The following is a 15694-nucleotide window of genomic DNA, read 5'->3' as shown; positions in this document are numbered from 1 at the left end:
CAAAAGGAAACTAAATAGTGCAGCGCTATTTTAAACAAATCGGACGAGGAAAGGGCGAATTCACCATGAGACTAATGATAATGGGAGATTTTCATTATTCACGGATGGCGAACGGCACGGAAGAAATGCAGGCAGCAAGAGACAAAGCATTCTCCACCATGCTTGGCAAGTTTCTGGAATGGGATGCAGATCTCCATATTTCCTTGGGTGACCTGACGCATGAGGGGCACCCGGAAGAGCTCGATTTTGTGTTTGACTCGATGGAAAGCAGCGGACGCCCCTTTATCCACGTGCTCGGCAACCATGACACGCTATCTCTTCCTAAAACCGAAATCTTGACCATAACCGGGCAGCAGCGATACCACGCTATCGATATGGAAGAAGTCATGCTCCTTTTTATCGATACGACCAAAGAAATGAATGAGGATGACTGGGGGGGAGAGATGGATGAGGAGCAGCTGCAATGGCTGCAATCTCAGCTCGAAACATCCGGGGACAAACCGGTCTTTATTTTCGCCCATCATCCGGTATATGCGACGACAGCACGTTCTACCAATGAGAAAGGATCCATTCATCCGGACATTAATATAAAGGAAGTTTTGAAGAAGAAGGAAGGATACGGCTTCTATTTCTGCGGGCATAACCACGTGAATTCAATTGTTCAGCAGGACGGCTGGCACTACATACAAACCGCTGCATGCCTGGACCTTCCAGCTTTCCGGGTAGTTGATCTTTCTGAGGGGAAAGTGAAAATCAGTCACATTCCTATTGATGACAGTAGCCTTGCGGATCAGATCGCAACGTTTCACAAGGGAATGCCAGGCTTCGAGCCTACCGAGAAACCGCATGGAGAAGAGACGGATCGGAGTTTGGTGGTAGACGTTCTGCAGTCGGTTTAAGAATGAGTCTTGGGATCTGTGCTCTCGGTCTTCTTTAGACAGAAAAAAAGAAGGGGTTATCCCTCAGCCATTTTTATGGCTCTTGGGACAGCCCCTTTTTCGTTAGCAACGCTATCTACTTCTACCGATTATCGACTTTCTCCGGGTACATATCATGGTTCATCAGGCGATGCATCGCCATTTCTTCATACTTGGTACCTGGCTTGCCGTAGTTGCAATACGGGTCAATGGAAATGCCGCCGCGCGGGGTGAATTTGCCCCACACTTCGATGTAGCGCGGATCCATGAGCTTGATCAGGTCGTTCATGATGATATTGACACAGTCCTCGTGGAAGTCGCCGTGATTGCGGAAAGAGAACAGGTACAGCTTGAGCGCTTTGCTCTCGACCATTTTGATGTCGGGAATGTAACTGATGTAGATCGTCGCAAAGTCAGGCTGTCCGGTGATCGGGCACAGGCTGGTGAACTCCGGGCAGTTGAATTTCACGAAGTAATCGCGGTACGGGTGCTTGTTGTCAAAGGACTCCAGTACAGTTGGGTCATACGTTTGCGGGTAAGTCGTGCCTTGGTTGCCCAAGAGCGTCAAGGAAGTAAGATCGCGTTCCTGCTGGTTTGCCATATAAGATTGTCTCCTCGTTTCATTTAGGTTTTTCAGTGTCGCTCTATCTAGACGCCGCGTTTGTTTCCCCACACCAGGGCGTGGAGCTGCGGCAATACTTTCACATCATTTAAATCAGGGGCAGCCATCGCCAGATTGATCAGCCATTCAAACGTTTCCAGCAGCTTGGTGCGCAGCTCCTCGGTATTCGCTTCGACGAGGTCGGCATTGCCTGGCTGCAAGTAAAAGGGAATACTGGGATAGCGTCGGTGAATGCCCCGAGCATATTCAAAGTCTCTTTCATCAAAGATGACGACTTTCAGGCTAACACCAGAGCGGCTTTTTTCGAGCAGATTGGCGACTACCTGATCCAGCACATCAAAATCAGTCTGCATCCCGGAGCTAGGCGGCTTCGGCGAAAGGGTGACATCGTCAATCTGAGCCAGCCAGTCCTGCCATTTGCTACCCTGTGTCTCGACAGCCGAGCGAATGCCGCGTGACTGTAGCAGCTCGACCAATCCACCGATGCTCGCAAGCAATGCCGGGTTCCCGCCGGAGATGGTTACGTGCGAAAAACAGTCCCCGCCAAGACGGTAGAGCTCTTCCCAGATTTCCTCAGCAGTCATCTGTTTGATCTCATCCTTGGCAGAGCCATCCCAGGTAAAAGCGGAGTCACACCAGCTGCAGCGATAATCGCAGCCGGCCGTACGCACGAACATCGTTTTTTGTCCGATGACCATGCCCTCCCCTTGGATGGTGGGTCCGAAGATTTCCAGTAAGGGGATCCGACTCATTCGTACATCCACTCCCGTCTGGCTTCGGCGTAGCTGGTGGGCGTCTCAAACAGGCGAACGAACTCCACACGCGCTCCATTGTAACGGTCACGGTATGCTTCTGAGGCAAGCTGCTGTTCCATCTGCTCGAATATCCAGACAACCATATTTTCTGCGGTGGTATTCATCGGCGGGAGCATTTCATTGAGATAGCGGTGATCCAGATAGATCTCGATGTGCTCTTTCCAAATTTGCTTGATGTCCCCGAAGTCGATGACCAAGCCAATTTCGTCCGGATAGCCACTAATGCCAAAGACGACCTGATACGTGTGTCCATGCAGATTTTTGCATTTGCCTTCGTAGGCGTGCAGATGGTGAGCGGCGTCAAAGGTAAATTCCTTGCTAACCAAGACGCGTTTCTTGTGATAGCGCAGCTGGGATTTTTCAATATGTGTGCCAAGCTGCTGCATGCGGTCGACGATGCGGAAGTCAAAGTTCGCGCTCATCAGGCATGCTCTCCTTGCTGATTCTTCTCGGAAAGGTACGTGTCCAAACCGGCTTTTCGCAGATGGCAGGCAGGGCATTCGCCGCAGCCGTCCCCTTTGATGCCGTTGTAGCAGGTGAGGGTTTTCTCGCGGATATAGGTGAAGGCACCCAGATCGTCCGCCAGCTTCCACGTTTCCGCTTTATTCAGCCACATCAGTGGGGTGTGGATGACAAACGGATAGTCCATCGAAAGGTTGAGTGTCACGTTCAGCGATTTGACGAACGAATCGCGGCAGTCGGGATAGCCACTAAAGTCTGTTTCGCATACGCCGGTGACGAGATGACGCGCGCCTCGCTGTTTGGCGAATACACCTGCAAAAGATAAAAACAGCAGGTTGCGACCGTCGACGAACGTAGAAGGCAGCTGACCTTCCTCTTGGGTGATATCAATTTCGGTGCGGGTGAGGGCATTGGGTGCCAGCTGATTGAGCAGGCTCATATCCAATACCGTGTTGCTCACGCCGAGCTCGCGGGCGATTTGCTGGGCACATTCGATTTCCAGCTTGTGCCGCTGCCCGTAGTCAAACGTAATGGTTTCTACTTCTCCAAATTGCTGCTTCGCCCAGAACAGGCAGGTCGTACTGTCCTGTCCTCCGCTGAATACAACGACGGCTTTTTCCTTTTTCATCGCTCTCCATCTCCTTTTCCATTGTGGGAAGAAAGAGAGTTCTTGAACCAGACTCTGAAAAAAACAAAACAATACCAAAGAAAGGTACTGTGTACACATTAGTTTTTTATAGAGGGAGTTCGCGAACCTCTCCCATGCTGTCCGCATGGATTTCGTATGTGATTGGGCACAGCTGGGCTGCATCCATGGATAGTATACAACAGAATGCCTTCATTATGGACTGTTGTAATTTTGCAATTCTTCATTGACGCTTGGGTAGACGCCTGCTAGTATGGCGTTGCAAAGCGTAGTGATCCTGCTATGGAGAGGTTGACGAGGATGAAATTCAGTACATTAGTAGAAGAGTTTCGCGGAGGCGTGTTGGAGAATATTCATGCAGGGATTGTATGCGGGGTAAACGATCGCGGTGAAGTGATCTATTCATCTGGGGATGAAATGCACATAGCCTTTTTGCGCTCTGCTGCCAAACCCTTTCAGGCGATTCCAGTCGCTAGAGAGAAAATCGATGAAAAGTTCGGATTAACGAGTAGAGAAGCTGCTTTGTTCACGGCGTCTCATCGCGGCGAAGTCTACCACGTGGAAGCATTGGAATCGCTTCTGGCCAAGACCGGGATCAATGAAGAGGAGCTTCTTACCAATCCCACCTATCCTTTAAATGAAGAACCGAAATTCGCTTGTCTGACGCAGGGCGTGTCCAAGCGCAGACTGTTTCACAATTGCTCAGGTAAGCATCTGGGCTTTCTGGCTTTGTCCAAGGAACGCGGCTATTCCACGCATGACTACTATGAGATGGATCATCCGGCTCAGCAGGAGGCACTCACGGCGTTTGCCGAGCTGGCGGAATATCCGGAAGAGCAGATCCAGCTTGGCGTTGACGGATGTGGGTTCCCGGTCTTTGCCTTGCCGCTCAAGCATTTGGCAATCTCCTATCTGAAGCTCGCTTGCCCGGATTTGATCGAAGACGAGGAGATGCAGGCAGCCGTGGTCAAGATTACAGGCTGGATGACGGAAAACCCGGATATTATCGCCAGCCACAACTTCACCTGCACGGCTCTTCTGGAAGACCCGAATATCATCGCCAAAGGCGGCGCCATGGGTGTTTACGGTTTTGCTTTGAAAAAGGAAAGAATCAGCTTTTCGCTGAAGGTCATCGATGGGTCCGAGCAGGTGTGGCCGCTCATCATTGCCTCGATTCTGACGCAGATCAAATACGAGAACCAGGAAACGATTCAACGGCTGCACGATCTCGTTCCAACGGAAATTAAAAACGATAACCAGCTGGTCGTCGGTGAAAAACGTGCCGTATTTACTCTAGAGCCGCGCTAAATTGCCCAACCATTCGGTAAACTTGCACAATCCACTCCGACCATATACAATGACCACATTATGGCAATAAAGCGGAGGAATGGAAACATGATCGTGGAAGTAATTGCGACTTCAGTGGAGGATGCCAAGCGGGCAGAGCTAGGGGGAGCAGACCGGCTGGAGCTGATTACAGGCATTTTGGAAGGCGGTTTAACACCCAGCTGGGGCTTGATCGAAGCCGTGGTAAAAGCCGTATCCATTCCGGTTAATGTCATGGTACGTCCACATGCTCAGTCGTTTTGCTACACGCAGGATGAATGGTATGTCATGCGGGAGGACGTGCGCGTGATTCGAGAGATCGGTGCGGCCGGGATCGTGATTGGGATGCTGACCGATGATCGAAAGCTGGATGTGCGCGGGTTAGAAATGCTTCTGCCTGAGGCGGACGGACTGGATGTGACCTTTCACCGTGCTTTCGATGAGGCGACCGACCAGCTGGCAGCAGCCAGGATTTTGCTCAGATACCCGCAGGTGCGTCACATCCTGACTTCTGGTGGACAAAAGAATGCGATCGAGGGTGCCGAATGCATCGCAAACCTTGTCCAACTGACCGAGCATACCCAGCTGTCTATTTTGGCGGGAAGTGGGTTGACTCTGCAAAATGCGAAGGGGCTTGCGGAAAAAACGGGTGTGAGTGAGATTCACGTCGGTACAGGCGTCCGTGAAGAGGGCCAGGCTCTCCGCTACGTGGATGCGGGGAAAGTACGGACGTTTAAAAACAGCTTCCTTGGTTAGCCGGGAGAAGAATAAGGGAAATGAAAGCCGACGTCACTCAAGTGGATGTTTCGGCTTTTTTTGTTGTTTTCAGAAAATTCCCTTTTGTTTGACGCGGGAGATCTGGAATGATAGGATGATTATGAAATGAAACGAAACTATTCGAAATAAAACGAAACGAGATAATGAAATGGAACAGGTGTCTGTCGAGATTTCATCACGAGGAGGAGCTTTATCATGTTGGCGACAGAAAGACACAGCAAGATACTGGAGAATGTGAACAAGGAAAAAACGGTAACTGTCGCGAAGCTGAGCAAGCTTTTGGATGTATCTGAGGTCACCATTCGCAAAGATCTGATCAAGCTGGAGCAGGAAGGGCTGCTGTCGAGAGTGCATGGTGGCGCGTCTATTACAAGCTTTTTGCCTCTGGAGCGAAGCTTTACGGAAAAGCAGGCAGAGCGTACGGAGGAAAAGGCGCAGATCGCCCGCCAGGCTCTGTCACATGTACAGCCAGGTGACACGCTGATACTCGGAGCGGGATCGACGACGATGGAGTTCGCCAAGCTGCTCGGGCAGATCGCGGAGCTGACGATCGTGACCAATGCAGTCAATATTGCCATGGAGCTGAACAGCCAGGGAGTCCATCAGGTCATTTTGATCGGGGGAGAGATGCGGGCGAAATCATTTGCTCTCGTCGGGGCTGTCGCAGAGGACAATTTGAAAAAGCTGTCCGTTTACAAATGCTTCATCGGAGCAGACGGCATACATGAGCACGATGGATTTTCCACGCTCTCACTGGCCGAGAGCAATGTGAACCGGGTCATGATGTCGCGCGCTCGCAAGGTGTACGTGCTGGCGGATCATACGAAATTCGGGGAAACCCATTTCAGCAGCTTTGCCGACCTGTCTGATGTGGACCGGATCATTACCGATCGGCTGGATCCGCAGACGCAAGCCTCGTTTCAAGAGCTGGGGGTCAAGATTGAAGTAGCACAAGCCTAAGAGACTAGGAGTGATCCAGACATGTCATTGGTATCATCGACGGAAATGCTGAGGCGAGCCAGGAAGGAAGCGTACTGCATCGGTGCGTTCAACGTGCACACGATGGAAATGCTGCAGGCGGTAGTGGAAGCAGCGGAGGAAGCCCAATCTCCGCTGATTCTGCAGACGACGGTAGGGACGGTCAAGCATCTGGGGCCGGAGTATGTGGCAGCGATTGCGAAGGTTGCCGCAAAATCCGTTCAAGTCCCGATCGCCCTGCATCTGGATCACTGCCACGACTACGAGCTGATCGAGCGCTGCATCCAAGCAGGCTATACGTCGGTGATGATTGACGCTTCCATGCATCCGTTTTCGCAAAACGTGGAGCAGACAAAACGGGTCGTCGAGCTGGCCCATCGCTGCGGGGTGAACGTTGAAGCAGAGCTGGGGAAAGTGGGGGGAGTCGAGGACGAGCTGGTCGTTGCGGAAGAAGATGCTGTTTTGGCTGACCCCAAAGAGTGCGAAGAATTCGCTGCCTTGACCGGTGTCGACACGCTGGCTCCTGCGATCGGCACGGCTCACGGAATGTACAAAGGGGAACCCAAAATAGCGTTCTCCCGTCTGGAGCAAATTGCGGAGAGAGTGGGTGTGCCATTGGTGCTCCACGGAGGATCGGGTATTCCGGAAGAACAGGTGAAGCGGGCTGTTGCACTCGGGATGGCAAAAATGAATGTAGCTACGGAGCTCCGTATCGCTTTTTCCGATGCGATCAAGCAGGTCTTCGGGGAAAACCCGCAGGAAAATGATCCGCGGACGTATATGAAGCGGGCGAAGCAAGCGGTAAAAGCGATTGCGCAGGCAAAAATGGCTATGTGCGGCTGCGTCGGCAAAGCCGCTGGGCAATAAACGAAACAATATGGGAGGGTGAATGGACATGCGGGTCAATTTGGATGATCGTGCAGCAGTTGAAAAGCTCGATACCATTCTCGCGCTGCGGGATACGGATGAATACGACAAACAATTTTCAGAAGGATGGCAATTATCCGGTCAATTCGACCTTTCCTCGATTACAGCTCCGATTGATCGGATCGTTGTGCTGGGGACAGGTGGTGGGTCTGCTGCCAGTGTGAATTTGCTGAAATCCTATCTGTTTGACGAGCTGCGCGTGCCTTTGCAGCTCAACCAAGGCTATACGATCCCTGCTTTTGTCGACGAACGCACTCTCGTCATCGTCGTCAGCCACTCGGGCAATACGGAGGAAATCGTAAGCGGATACGAGCAGGCGATAGAAGCAAAGGCACAGATCGCGGTGATCACAGCCGGCGGCAAAGTGCTGGAGCTGGCGCAAAGCCACGGACACGCTCATCTTTTGGTACCGGGAGGAATGATGCCGCGAATCGTGCTCGGCTATATTTTCTTGCCGATGCTCACCGTTTTGACCAAGCTGGGGCTGGTGGCGGACAAGAGCGGTGAGGTAGCAGAGACGATCCAGTTATTTTCTCGGCTGCGTGAAGAGTACGGCTTGCAAGCGCCACTGGCATTCAATCTTGCCAAGCAAATCGCTCAGCAGATGGATGGTTTGACGCCAGTCATTTACGGGACGCTGCCCTTTTTTGATGCACCTGCTTGGAGATGGAAAAATCAGCTGGGAGAAAACAGTAAAGTCATGGCGTTTTGGAACGCGATTCCCAGTCTGCACCACGATGAGGCAGTTGGCTGGGATGCGCCTGCCGCTATGCTGAAAGGCTATCAGTTTACCTTGATTCGCGATGTGGAAGACAGCGACAAGACAGCCAAGCGGGTGGAGATCAGTGCGGACATTCTGCGTGAGCGTGCCGGAGCCGTGCAGGTCGTTCGCTCCCAGGGTGTATCGAGAATGGCTCGACTTTTCTCCATCGTATATCTGGCTGATTACGTATCGCTGTATACGGCGCTCATTCGCGGGGTCGATCCAACGCCAGTCGAGGTCATCAACCTGTTCAAGAGCAAGATGGGACAGCCGCTCGTTCAGGTGCAGGTACGTTAGGATGCTGGTGACGGTTACGTTGAATGCCGCGATAGACAAAACATACAAGCTCGAGCGATTTCGGCCAGGAAAATTGCATCGGACAAAGGAACAGCTCAGTCTGCCAGGAGGCAAAGGGATCAATGTAGCGCGTGTCGCACGAACGCTTGGGGCAGATGTGATTGCGACAGGCTTTATCGCCGGGTACAACGGGCGGTTTATTGCCGAGGGCTGCGCCAAGGCAGGAATCACTCCCGCGTTTGTCGAGACAGAAGGAGAATCGCGCTGCTGCCACACCCTGCTGGATGAAGAGAGCGGCGAGGTCACGGAGGTTTTGGAGCAGGGGCCAGTTGTCACAGAAGAAGGCTTTGCCCAGCTGCAGAGCAAGCTGAAGCTTTTGGCCAGCCAAGCGAGGATGGTTACTTTCTCTGGTAGTCTTTGTGCAGGGGTGCCAGCAGATGCGTACCAGCATTTGATCGAGCAGGTGCGGCAATCAGGGGCGCTGCCCGTACTGGATGCGAGTGGACCTGCACTTGTGCACGGATTAAAAGGCAAGCCCCATCTGGTGAAGCCAAATCGGGATGAAGCAGAAGCGCTGCTCGGGTATGCGCTCTCGAGCGAGGAAGCGATCATTGCAGCCTTGCGAGACATTCAGGCGCTCGGAGCAGAGCGAGTTCTTTTATCGCTAGGAGCAGATGGCGCATGGTTTTCGGAAGGCGACGAGCACGTGCATCTCCCCGGCACTGCGCTGGAGCAAGTCGTCAATCCAGTGGGCTGCGGCGATGCCCTGCTGGCAGGGACTGCCTGTGGCAAGCTGAAAGGAATGGAGTGGAGGGCAGCAGCGCAGCTAGGGATGGCGAGCGCTGCGGCGAATGCCCTGTCGGTAGGAGCGGGAATCGTCGACATCGACACGGTTGCGCGTTTGTTGAAGCAGTTACAGTCATAGGCAGCCATGTGGAGGCTGCGGGCTTGTGAAGGACAGTTAGGAGGCTTGCGCATGCGGCACGTAATCGGCCTGGATGTTGGCGGAACGACGATGAAAGGAGCAGTACTCGACGAAACAGGGCGCATTCTTGCTCGGGGTAGCCGGGATACGAAGCTGCACAACAATCTCCCTCTTTTGATCGAGCGGATGGCCGGACTGATCGAGGAACTGAAGAGCCGTGTGAACGTTTCCGTAGAAGCGGTGGGCGTGGGCTTTCCCGGACCGTTTGATGGACCAAACGGCTTTTCTATACACTCGCCCAATTTGAGTCTGCGTCAGGTGGACGTGCGGACGCCGCTCTTGGAAGCGGTGCGGCTGCCTTTCGCGTTCGAAAATGACTTGCGGACGGCGACGTTGGGAGAAGCAGTTTTCGGGGCAGGTAAAGGCGTCAGCCATATGACCTTTATCCCGATCGGCACAGGCATTGGGATGGGAAATATGATCGATGGGCAGCTTCTTCGCGGAGCGCATGGCATATCGGGTGAGCTGGGGCATGTAAGTATTCCAGGCAATCAAGCTGTCTGCAACTGTGGGAAAGCAGGCTGTGTAGAGACAGTTGCCTCGGCTGCAGGGATCGTCCGACTGGCAAAGGAAAAATTGGCTAGGGCAATTCGGGAGATCCCCGAAGAAGCGAAGATGCTCCCTTTATGGCAATTGGCAGGAGGCAATCTGAATCAACTGACGGCGCATCTGGTAGCAGAGGCTGTGCAAAAGGGTGATCCAATTGCAGCGCACGTTTGGCAGGAGGTCTGCGACATTACCGGATGGGCGATTGCCTTGGTCGTGAATCTCTTTAACCCTCATATGGTAGTCGTCGGTGGAGGTGTTTCGGAGGCAGGTGAGCTTTTGCTCGATCCCGTACGGCAAAGTGCGGAGCGCTACGTGATGAAAGCCGGTCACGAGAAAACACGAATTGTTCGGGCTTCACTAGGACCAGACGCCGGAATGCTTGGGGCAGGGGCACTTGCCTTGCAAACGTTCACAGGCAGTGCGGAAGGGATATCAACACTGGTGAAGAACGAATGAACAGACGGTAACGCTTGCCAAAGAGGCAGGCGTTTTTCAATGGGAAAAGTCTTTGCAAAATAAACCTACCCATAGAGTTTTTGCAATTGTATGATAAAAAGATGCGTTTGGTTTGGCTAAAAGATCGAACGGAAGATGGGGGATGGCCGACTATGAACAAAGTGAATCTCGCTGAAAAATTTTCGAAGTTTGAAGAATGCTGGAGCCCGAAGATCGTGGGAACTGTCAACGATTCTCATATCAAGGTCGTAAAGCTGCAAGGGGAATTCGTCTGGCACCATCATGAAGCAGAGGACGAGCTGTTTTTGGTCGTTAGCGGCAGATTGCTGATGCAATTTCGCGACCGGGAAGTATGGGTGGAGGAAGGCGAATTTATCATCGTTCCCAAAGGCGTCGAGCATCGACCGGTAGCGCCTGAAATATGTCATGTCGTGCTGATGGAACCGACGAGCACGCTAAATACAGGAAATGTAACAAATGAAAGAACCGTAGCAGAGCTGGATCAGATCTGACGGGAGAGAAAGGAGGATCGGCAGATGGAGCAGTTACGTGAAAAGCTTACACAGCTGCTGGATAAAGCCGAAGGGAGCTGGGGCGTTGTTGTAGAGGATCTGGATCGCGGACAGCGCTTTGCCCATCGACCAGATGAAGCCTTTATCGCAGAGAGCGTCATTAAAGTGCCGATCATGGCAGCCGTGTATTCAGCAGTGGCGCAGGGAGCATTTCAGCTGGATGACCGTATTCCTATGCGAGCAGAGGACCAAGTAGGGGGATCGGGTATCCTGTTTGCTCTTTCTCCGGGCCTGGCTCTGACCATTCGGGAATGGGTCACCCTGATGATTATCCAAAGTGACAATACGGCCACAAACGTGTTGATCGACCTCGTAGGCAGGCAAAGAATCGAGCAGACCATGATCGAGCTGGGAATGGAGAAAAGCAAATACTCCCGCAAGCTCATGATCTATCCGGTGGGCATTACCGAAAACAACATGATCACGCCAGGAGACGTGTCTCGGATGCTCGGGTCGATCGCAACAGGCGGGTTCCTTTCGCATCACGCCTGTGAAGAAATGGTGTCGATCATGAAAAGGCAGCAGGTGCTAAATGGACTGCCGTCTTTGCTCCCATCTGTTCCCGGTGCAACGCCGGATTGGGAGATCGCTTGCAAATCCGGTTGGGATAGTGGAAGACAGCATGATGTGGGGGTTTTCTATTCGCAAGGCCGCCGGTTTTCCATCGTAGCTTTGTCGCAGGACGTCCAATCGGAGTCCGCCCTTCGCGTTCTCGGTCAGATCGGAAAAGAAGTCTATGAATACGCAAAAGGTAGCCCTCACTAAGGGGGCTACCTTTTTTCGGTTCGCTTACATGACTTCCTTCAGAGCAAGATTTTCTGGACTCATTTTGCATAGGAAGCGGTTCGGAGCGTCAGGATTCACCTGTTCCTCGAGCACGCCCATTTTCACAAAGAAGCGCAGGGAGGTGTACACGGTGGACAGCGTAATATTTGGCATTTCGGATTTCAGCGCATGATAAACGTCTTTGGCGGTAGGGGCAGGGATGGTCAATGTATGCAGCATGTAGAGCAGGACTGCTCGTCGTTGAATGGTCAATCGCTTGCCCAGATGCTTTACTTGCTGTGTGAAACTAGAGATTGGGTGTTCCAACACAGTCACCTTCTTCTTTAAAATAATTATTATGTAATTATTATTATCAACTCATTCTCGTAAGCCGTCAATCCTTTATTTGGCCCCTAGGAGGTTTTCTTTTATTTTGATAATTTTAAAAAAGAGGCCGAGGCTTGCCGTATGCGTATATCCGCGCATGTTTTGCATGGATTGGTAAATCTTACGTAGAGGATGGGAAGACATCATGAAATGGATCGAAAGCAAGAAAAAGTGGATTGGCTTGTCATGCGGAGTTATCTTGCTTTTGGTCTGTGCACAATGGATGGGGATTGGCAAGACGCGAGCGAGTGCAAATTCATTCCGCTTTGTCGTCATGGGAGATACCAGGGGCAATTCCGATAGTGTAAATGAGAAGACGCTTCGCTCCTTGCTGAAAAATGTGAAAAAGCTAGATCCTCAGCCTAGCTTCCTGTTGATTACGGGCGATATGGTCCAAGGTGGTTCCGATCTGGACAAGGAGCTGGATGAGTGGAAGGATATTGTGGATGATTACTACCCGCTGTCCATGTACTACCCTGCGATGGGAAATCATGAGGACGATCCTGAAGCATTCGGCAAGGCGTTTCCCCATTTGCCAAATGAGCAGGTTCCTGGCTATGGTCGCACTGCCTACAGCTTCGATTATGGCAACGCGCGTTTTATTACATTGAATACGGACCACGAAGATCAGGACGGCAATTACGTCATTGACCAGCCGCAGAGCACATGGCTGAAGCAGCAGCTGTCTGCTCCTGGTAAAGATCACACCTTCGTCATGTTTCATGTGCCAGCTTACCCGGTTGGCGGGCACTACGGTCGCTCCCTGGATGGCAACAAACCGGAGCGGGATGCTTTCTGGCACACTTTGGATGCGGCGAATGTGACTGCCGCTTTTGTCGGGCATGAGCATAACTACAACCGACGTCTGATCAACAGCGACTTTGATGCGAATGGCTATCATTTTACTCATGACATTTATCAGCTGACACTGGGTGCGGCAGGCTCACCGTACAGCAAAGTCGTGGAAGACAAGAAAAACGTGGTGAAAGGTCCGAAAGTCACATCTCATTACATGACGGTCGATGTGGATGGGAAAAAAGCGGTTTGCAATGTATACGACAAAGATGACAATCTGCTCGATTCGTTTACGGTAGATAAAGGAGCTGTTGGGTAGAATCGAGGTGCTAGCGAGGTGGGAAATGTTGAAACGGCTGTTCCGCACGCGCGATCTGGCGGTTACGCAAGCATGCGTGACCGCTTTTTTGTTTTTGCTCATACCTTTGTTTCATTTGCTGGATACCGGTCCGTTTTGGCTGCAAGGCTTACTCCACGGGCTGGCGGCGACACTGACGGTACTGATGGGCTGCTGGACCTTTCATGCTGCATTTTTTCGATTGGGCAAGGAAAGAGGGAGCAATGCCGAGCTGGAGCGATTGCTCTGGTTAACCAATTGGCTTGTCCTGCTGGCAATTATTTCGGGCAACTGGCTCTACATGGGCTATCGCTCACCGGACGGTCCACAGTCATGGCTGCTTGCCCATACGCCTGCCGCTCACAACATCGTGATGGAATGGAAGGAGTTCGTTTCTCTGTTTCCGCTGCCGCTTGGAGTGGTGGCAGGATTCATTCTTCGCCGCTTTGGATACAACAAAGATGCGGGATCCGTCGTACTGCTTTTAATCGCGCTGCTCTGGCTGTGTCTGGTGATCGGCCTGGTGACGGGACTAGGTTTGACGACCTTGCATCTATGAGAGGGAGGGTGACATGCAAAAAGGGGAACGCAAAAGCGGAGAGATGAACGCTGCACTGGGGGCGCTTTGGCTGGGATTAGCGGGGGTGGCTGGTAGCCATTTATGGAGTACCGCAGACCCTGCAGGGAGTAAGCCTGTTTTGCTCAAGCTCGGGAGCTGGGTGCCTGGCTGGTGGGGGATTGGCCCGTTTGCTGGGAAAGAAGTGATCGGGCTATTGCTATGGCTTTACAGCTGGCTGATTCTCCATTTTCTGCTCAAAGGACGTGATACCTCGATCCGCAAAGCAGCGGTACTGTTTGTCATTGGCTTCGCGATTATTCTCATCGCGATATGGCCTCCCGTGTATCATGCCTTTTTGGGCTGGCCAACAGGTTTGCCGGAGTAGAAAGGAGAAAGTGACAACGTGAGTGATCGGAATTGCTTTCCTATGTTGATAGGGAGCACCGTGGTGCTGCTTGTGATGGCGAGCTCCTTGTTCTGGACTCGTATTCCCATAGAAGGATATGCAACTTTGAAAGAAACGGGCGTCGACAGCTTTCAGTTTGGATACATAACGAAGAAAAGCCAAATACCGGACCTTCACGATTGGATGTCTGGACAGCAGGGAAAGGCCATTTTCGCATTGCCTGATCAGCTCTACTCGCCCGATCCAGCAAAACCGCTTCCCTTTGTTTATCCTATCTACGATCGTACGAGAAGCAAAGAACAGTTTAACCAGCTGTACGGATATCTTCCACAGCAGCCGACACTAGACCTCGGTCGCACGGTGTACACCGTGGATTACGGCAATGCGAGATTCCTTTTCTTGCGTTCGGATCGGCTGGAAAAAGAGCAGGCCGCTTGGGTGCATGCACAGGCTGTGACCAATCCCAAGCAGCATCATATTGCGCTTTTGGATGTACCGCCAAGTCCCGTTCTATGGCAGGCGCTGCGAGAGGTGAAGGTGGAGCTGGTGATAGCTGGGGAAAACGTTTACGGATTGGAAGCAGCTGTCGTGCAGGAGCCATCGGATTTTGCGTCAAAGGCGCACGAAGGCTACGGAGTCTGGAAACCTGGGGCCTCGATTGATCAATCGTACATGCTGATGCTCTCTTATCAAAACGACGACATGGCCGTGAAAGCGACAACAGTAGATGGAGAAGCACTGGATCAGATGGAGCTTTCAGCAGGAGCGCTGGCTGCTGCAAGCAGCAAGGAAACGGTAGCCGTGGGTATTCAGCAGCTTTGGAGGTACCACCGCGGCGATGCCAGTATCAAAGCAATCATTCCGGAAGGGTTTGATGTAACCGGAGAAAATCCGATCACGGCGCCGTTTCACTTGCCGGCAGATGACTGGCGCAGCCCTGATTATTCGGACGCCGAATGGAAAACGGGACGAGCCCCCTTTGGTCATACGAATCGCTTGCAAGAAGAGATGCGGCTCCAGACACGCCTCAAGCCGGAGCCTGCCTCTCCATCGTACTATTTCCGCCATACATTCTTTCTGTGGGAGGCTCCAAAGGAATGGAAGGATCTGATCGTGAAGCTTTCCTATGAGGATGGTTTGATCCTCTATTTCAATGGCGAAGAGGTTTTTCGGGATGGAATTCGGACGGGTCTGATCCTGCCATCCTCTCTGGCGATCACGAATCAAGGGACATGGTATCGCGAAGTCTCCTTGCGAAATCATAGAAACAAGCTGCACATGGGTCGCAATACGCTGGCTGTGCAGGTGCATCGCAGTCATCCAGGCTCGCCGAACTTTCTGTTTGACATGAGC

General features: G+C 52.2%; 19 protein-coding genes (1 of these 19 cut by a window edge). 14 read left to right on the top strand and 5 right to left on the bottom strand.

Features of this window, described 5'->3' with window-relative positions:
• The first annotated feature begins 65 nt into the window (after window positions 1-65).
• A complete protein-coding gene (locus ACLIN2_RS23250; protein ID WP_411502273.1) occupies window positions 66-899 on the top strand; it encodes a metallophosphoesterase family protein in 834 nt (277 codons plus the stop codon).
• Between the two features lie 121 nt (window positions 900-1020).
• Here ACLIN2_RS23250 and queF read toward each other — a convergent pair whose 3' ends face one another.
• From queF to queC, 4 genes are read right to left on the bottom strand one after another with little or no spacing between them, the layout of a single operon-like run.
• Window positions 1021-1518 (bottom strand): preQ(1) synthase, encoded by a 498-nt coding sequence (gene queF / locus ACLIN2_RS23245; protein ID WP_092275729.1) that lies wholly within the window; start codon window positions 1516-1518, stop codon window positions 1021-1023.
• Window positions 1519-1565: 47 nt separating this feature from the next.
• On the bottom strand, window positions 1566-2291 hold the full coding sequence (gene queE / locus ACLIN2_RS23240) for a 7-carboxy-7-deazaguanine synthase QueE (RefSeq protein ID WP_411502272.1): 726 nt from the start codon (window positions 2289-2291) through the stop codon (window positions 1566-1568).
• Window positions 2288-2776, bottom strand: coding sequence for a 6-carboxytetrahydropterin synthase QueD (gene queD, locus ACLIN2_RS23235; RefSeq protein ID WP_411502271.1), 489 nt, complete (start codon window positions 2774-2776; stop codon window positions 2288-2290). Before queD ends, queE begins: the two co-directional genes overlap by 4 nt.
• Window positions 2776-3444 (bottom strand): 7-cyano-7-deazaguanine synthase QueC, encoded by a 669-nt coding sequence (queC, locus tag ACLIN2_RS23230; RefSeq protein WP_411502270.1) that lies wholly within the window; start codon window positions 3442-3444, stop codon window positions 2776-2778. The genes queD and queC overlap by 1 nt, the downstream gene beginning before the upstream one ends.
• A 318-nt stretch (window positions 3445-3762) precedes the next feature.
• Between queC and ACLIN2_RS23225 the strand changes: the two genes are divergently transcribed.
• The 9 genes from ACLIN2_RS23225 to ACLIN2_RS23185 all read left to right on the top strand — a co-directional run bounded on the left by ACLIN2_RS23225 (window position 3763) and on the right by ACLIN2_RS23185 (window position 11857).
• On the top strand, window positions 3763-4770 hold the full coding sequence (locus ACLIN2_RS23225) for an asparaginase (RefSeq protein ID WP_411502269.1): 1008 nt from the start codon (window positions 3763-3765) through the stop codon (window positions 4768-4770).
• A gap of 87 nt (window positions 4771-4857) precedes the next feature.
• Entirely contained in the window at window positions 4858-5544 is a 687-nt protein-coding gene (locus ACLIN2_RS23220) for a copper homeostasis protein CutC (RefSeq protein ID WP_411502268.1), read from the top strand.
• 216 nt (window positions 5545-5760) lie between these two features.
• Window positions 5761-6525 carry a DeoR/GlpR family DNA-binding transcription regulator gene (locus tag ACLIN2_RS23215; RefSeq protein WP_411502267.1) on the top strand — a complete coding sequence of 255 codons (765 nt, stop codon included), beginning with the start codon at window positions 5761-5763 and terminating at the stop codon, window positions 6523-6525.
• 21 nt (window positions 6526-6546) lie between these two features.
• The gene (gene fba, locus ACLIN2_RS23210; RefSeq protein ID WP_411502266.1) at window positions 6547-7410 is read left to right on the top strand and encodes a class II fructose-1,6-bisphosphate aldolase; all 864 of its coding nucleotides are present in this window, start codon (window positions 6547-6549) and stop codon (window positions 7408-7410) included.
• A 28-nt stretch (window positions 7411-7438) separates the two neighbouring features.
• Window positions 7439-8530, top strand: coding sequence for a bifunctional phosphoglucose/phosphomannose isomerase (locus ACLIN2_RS23205; protein WP_411502265.1), 1092 nt, complete (start codon window positions 7439-7441; stop codon window positions 8528-8530).
• A gap of 1 nt (window position 8531) precedes the next feature.
• Window positions 8532-9455 carry a 1-phosphofructokinase family hexose kinase gene (locus tag ACLIN2_RS23200; RefSeq protein WP_411502264.1) on the top strand — a complete coding sequence of 308 codons (924 nt, stop codon included), beginning with the start codon at window positions 8532-8534 and terminating at the stop codon, window positions 9453-9455.
• A 51-nt stretch (window positions 9456-9506) separates the two neighbouring features.
• Window positions 9507-10520, top strand: a complete 1014-nt coding sequence (locus tag ACLIN2_RS23195; protein WP_411502263.1) for an ROK family protein — start codon at window positions 9507-9509, stop codon at window positions 10518-10520.
• Between the two features lie 152 nt (window positions 10521-10672).
• Entirely contained in the window at window positions 10673-11032 is a 360-nt protein-coding gene (locus ACLIN2_RS23190) for a cupin domain-containing protein (protein WP_328211976.1), read from the top strand.
• A gap of 24 nt (window positions 11033-11056) precedes the next feature.
• Window positions 11057-11857, top strand: a complete 801-nt coding sequence (locus ACLIN2_RS23185) for a serine hydrolase (RefSeq protein WP_411502262.1) — start codon at window positions 11057-11059, stop codon at window positions 11855-11857.
• Window positions 11858-11881: 24 nt separating this feature from the next.
• On the opposite strand, the gene ACLIN2_RS23180 is transcribed toward ACLIN2_RS23185, so the two are convergent.
• Entirely contained in the window at window positions 11882-12187 is a 306-nt protein-coding gene (locus tag ACLIN2_RS23180; RefSeq protein ID WP_246070937.1) for a Fur family transcriptional regulator, read from the bottom strand.
• A gap of 202 nt (window positions 12188-12389) precedes the next feature.
• Here ACLIN2_RS23180 and ACLIN2_RS23175 point away from each other — a divergent pair, with 202 nt between their 5' ends.
• The 4 genes in view from ACLIN2_RS23175 to ACLIN2_RS23160 are tightly spaced (at most 25 nt apart) and all read left to right on the top strand, a layout consistent with a single transcriptional unit that may run on beyond the window.
• Window positions 12390-13358 carry a metallophosphoesterase gene (locus ACLIN2_RS23175; protein ID WP_411502261.1) on the top strand — a complete coding sequence of 323 codons (969 nt, stop codon included), beginning with the start codon at window positions 12390-12392 and terminating at the stop codon, window positions 13356-13358.
• 25 nt (window positions 13359-13383) lie between these two features.
• Complete coding sequence (locus tag ACLIN2_RS23170; RefSeq protein ID WP_411502260.1) at window positions 13384-13935, top strand: hypothetical protein; 552 nt, start codon at window positions 13384-13386, stop codon at window positions 13933-13935.
• Window positions 13936-13948: 13 nt separating this feature from the next.
• On the top strand, window positions 13949-14320 hold the full coding sequence (locus ACLIN2_RS23165; RefSeq protein ID WP_411502259.1) for a hypothetical protein: 372 nt from the start codon (window positions 13949-13951) through the stop codon (window positions 14318-14320).
• An 18-nt stretch (window positions 14321-14338) separates the two neighbouring features.
• Window positions 14339-15694 carry the 5' portion of a hypothetical protein gene (locus ACLIN2_RS23160; RefSeq protein WP_411502258.1) on the top strand. Its footprint extends 18 nt past the window's final position, so the window shows 1356 of its 1374 coding nt (coding positions 1-1356); it begins with the start codon at window positions 14339-14341; its stop codon lies off the right edge, out of view.

This window comes from Brevibacillus centrosporus, assembly GCF_046622605.1.
GTDB lineage: Bacteria > Bacillota > Bacilli > Brevibacillales > Brevibacillaceae > Brevibacillus > Brevibacillus centrosporus.
This window is presented reverse-complemented; position numbering and strand designations above follow the sequence as displayed.

Excerpts from the sequence above, each read along its gene's own strand:
- ACLIN2_RS23250 (WP_411502273.1), top strand. The coding sequence starts at position 66 with ATGAGACTAATGATAATGGGAGATTTTCATTATTCACGGATGGCGAAC.
- queF (WP_092275729.1), bottom strand. The coding sequence starts at position 1,518 with ATGGCAAACCAGCAGGAACGCGATCTTACTTCCTTGACGCTCTTGGGC.
- queE (WP_411502272.1), bottom strand. The coding sequence starts at position 2,291 with ATGAGTCGGATCCCCTTACTGGAAATCTTCGGACCCACCATCCAAGGG.
- queD (WP_411502271.1), bottom strand. The coding sequence starts at position 2,776 with ATGAGCGCGAACTTTGACTTCCGCATCGTCGACCGCATGCAGCAGCTT.
- queC (WP_411502270.1), bottom strand. The coding sequence starts at position 3,444 with ATGAAAAAGGAAAAAGCCGTCGTTGTATTCAGCGGAGGACAGGACAGT.
- ACLIN2_RS23225 (WP_411502269.1), top strand. The coding sequence starts at position 3,763 with ATGAAATTCAGTACATTAGTAGAAGAGTTTCGCGGAGGCGTGTTGGAG.
- ACLIN2_RS23220 (WP_411502268.1), top strand. The coding sequence starts at position 4,858 with ATGATCGTGGAAGTAATTGCGACTTCAGTGGAGGATGCCAAGCGGGCA.
- ACLIN2_RS23215 (WP_411502267.1), top strand. The coding sequence starts at position 5,761 with ATGTTGGCGACAGAAAGACACAGCAAGATACTGGAGAATGTGAACAAG.
- fba (WP_411502266.1), top strand. The coding sequence starts at position 6,547 with ATGTCATTGGTATCATCGACGGAAATGCTGAGGCGAGCCAGGAAGGAA.
- ACLIN2_RS23205 (WP_411502265.1), top strand. The coding sequence starts at position 7,439 with ATGCGGGTCAATTTGGATGATCGTGCAGCAGTTGAAAAGCTCGATACC.
- ACLIN2_RS23200 (WP_411502264.1), top strand. The coding sequence starts at position 8,532 with ATGCTGGTGACGGTTACGTTGAATGCCGCGATAGACAAAACATACAAG.
- ACLIN2_RS23195 (WP_411502263.1), top strand. The coding sequence starts at position 9,507 with ATGCGGCACGTAATCGGCCTGGATGTTGGCGGAACGACGATGAAAGGA.
- ACLIN2_RS23190 (WP_328211976.1), top strand. The coding sequence starts at position 10,673 with ATGAACAAAGTGAATCTCGCTGAAAAATTTTCGAAGTTTGAAGAATGC.
- ACLIN2_RS23185 (WP_411502262.1), top strand. The coding sequence starts at position 11,057 with ATGGAGCAGTTACGTGAAAAGCTTACACAGCTGCTGGATAAAGCCGAA.
- ACLIN2_RS23175 (WP_411502261.1), top strand. The coding sequence starts at position 12,390 with ATGAAATGGATCGAAAGCAAGAAAAAGTGGATTGGCTTGTCATGCGGA.
- ACLIN2_RS23170 (WP_411502260.1), top strand. The coding sequence starts at position 13,384 with ATGTTGAAACGGCTGTTCCGCACGCGCGATCTGGCGGTTACGCAAGCA.
- ACLIN2_RS23165 (WP_411502259.1), top strand. The coding sequence starts at position 13,949 with ATGCAAAAAGGGGAACGCAAAAGCGGAGAGATGAACGCTGCACTGGGG.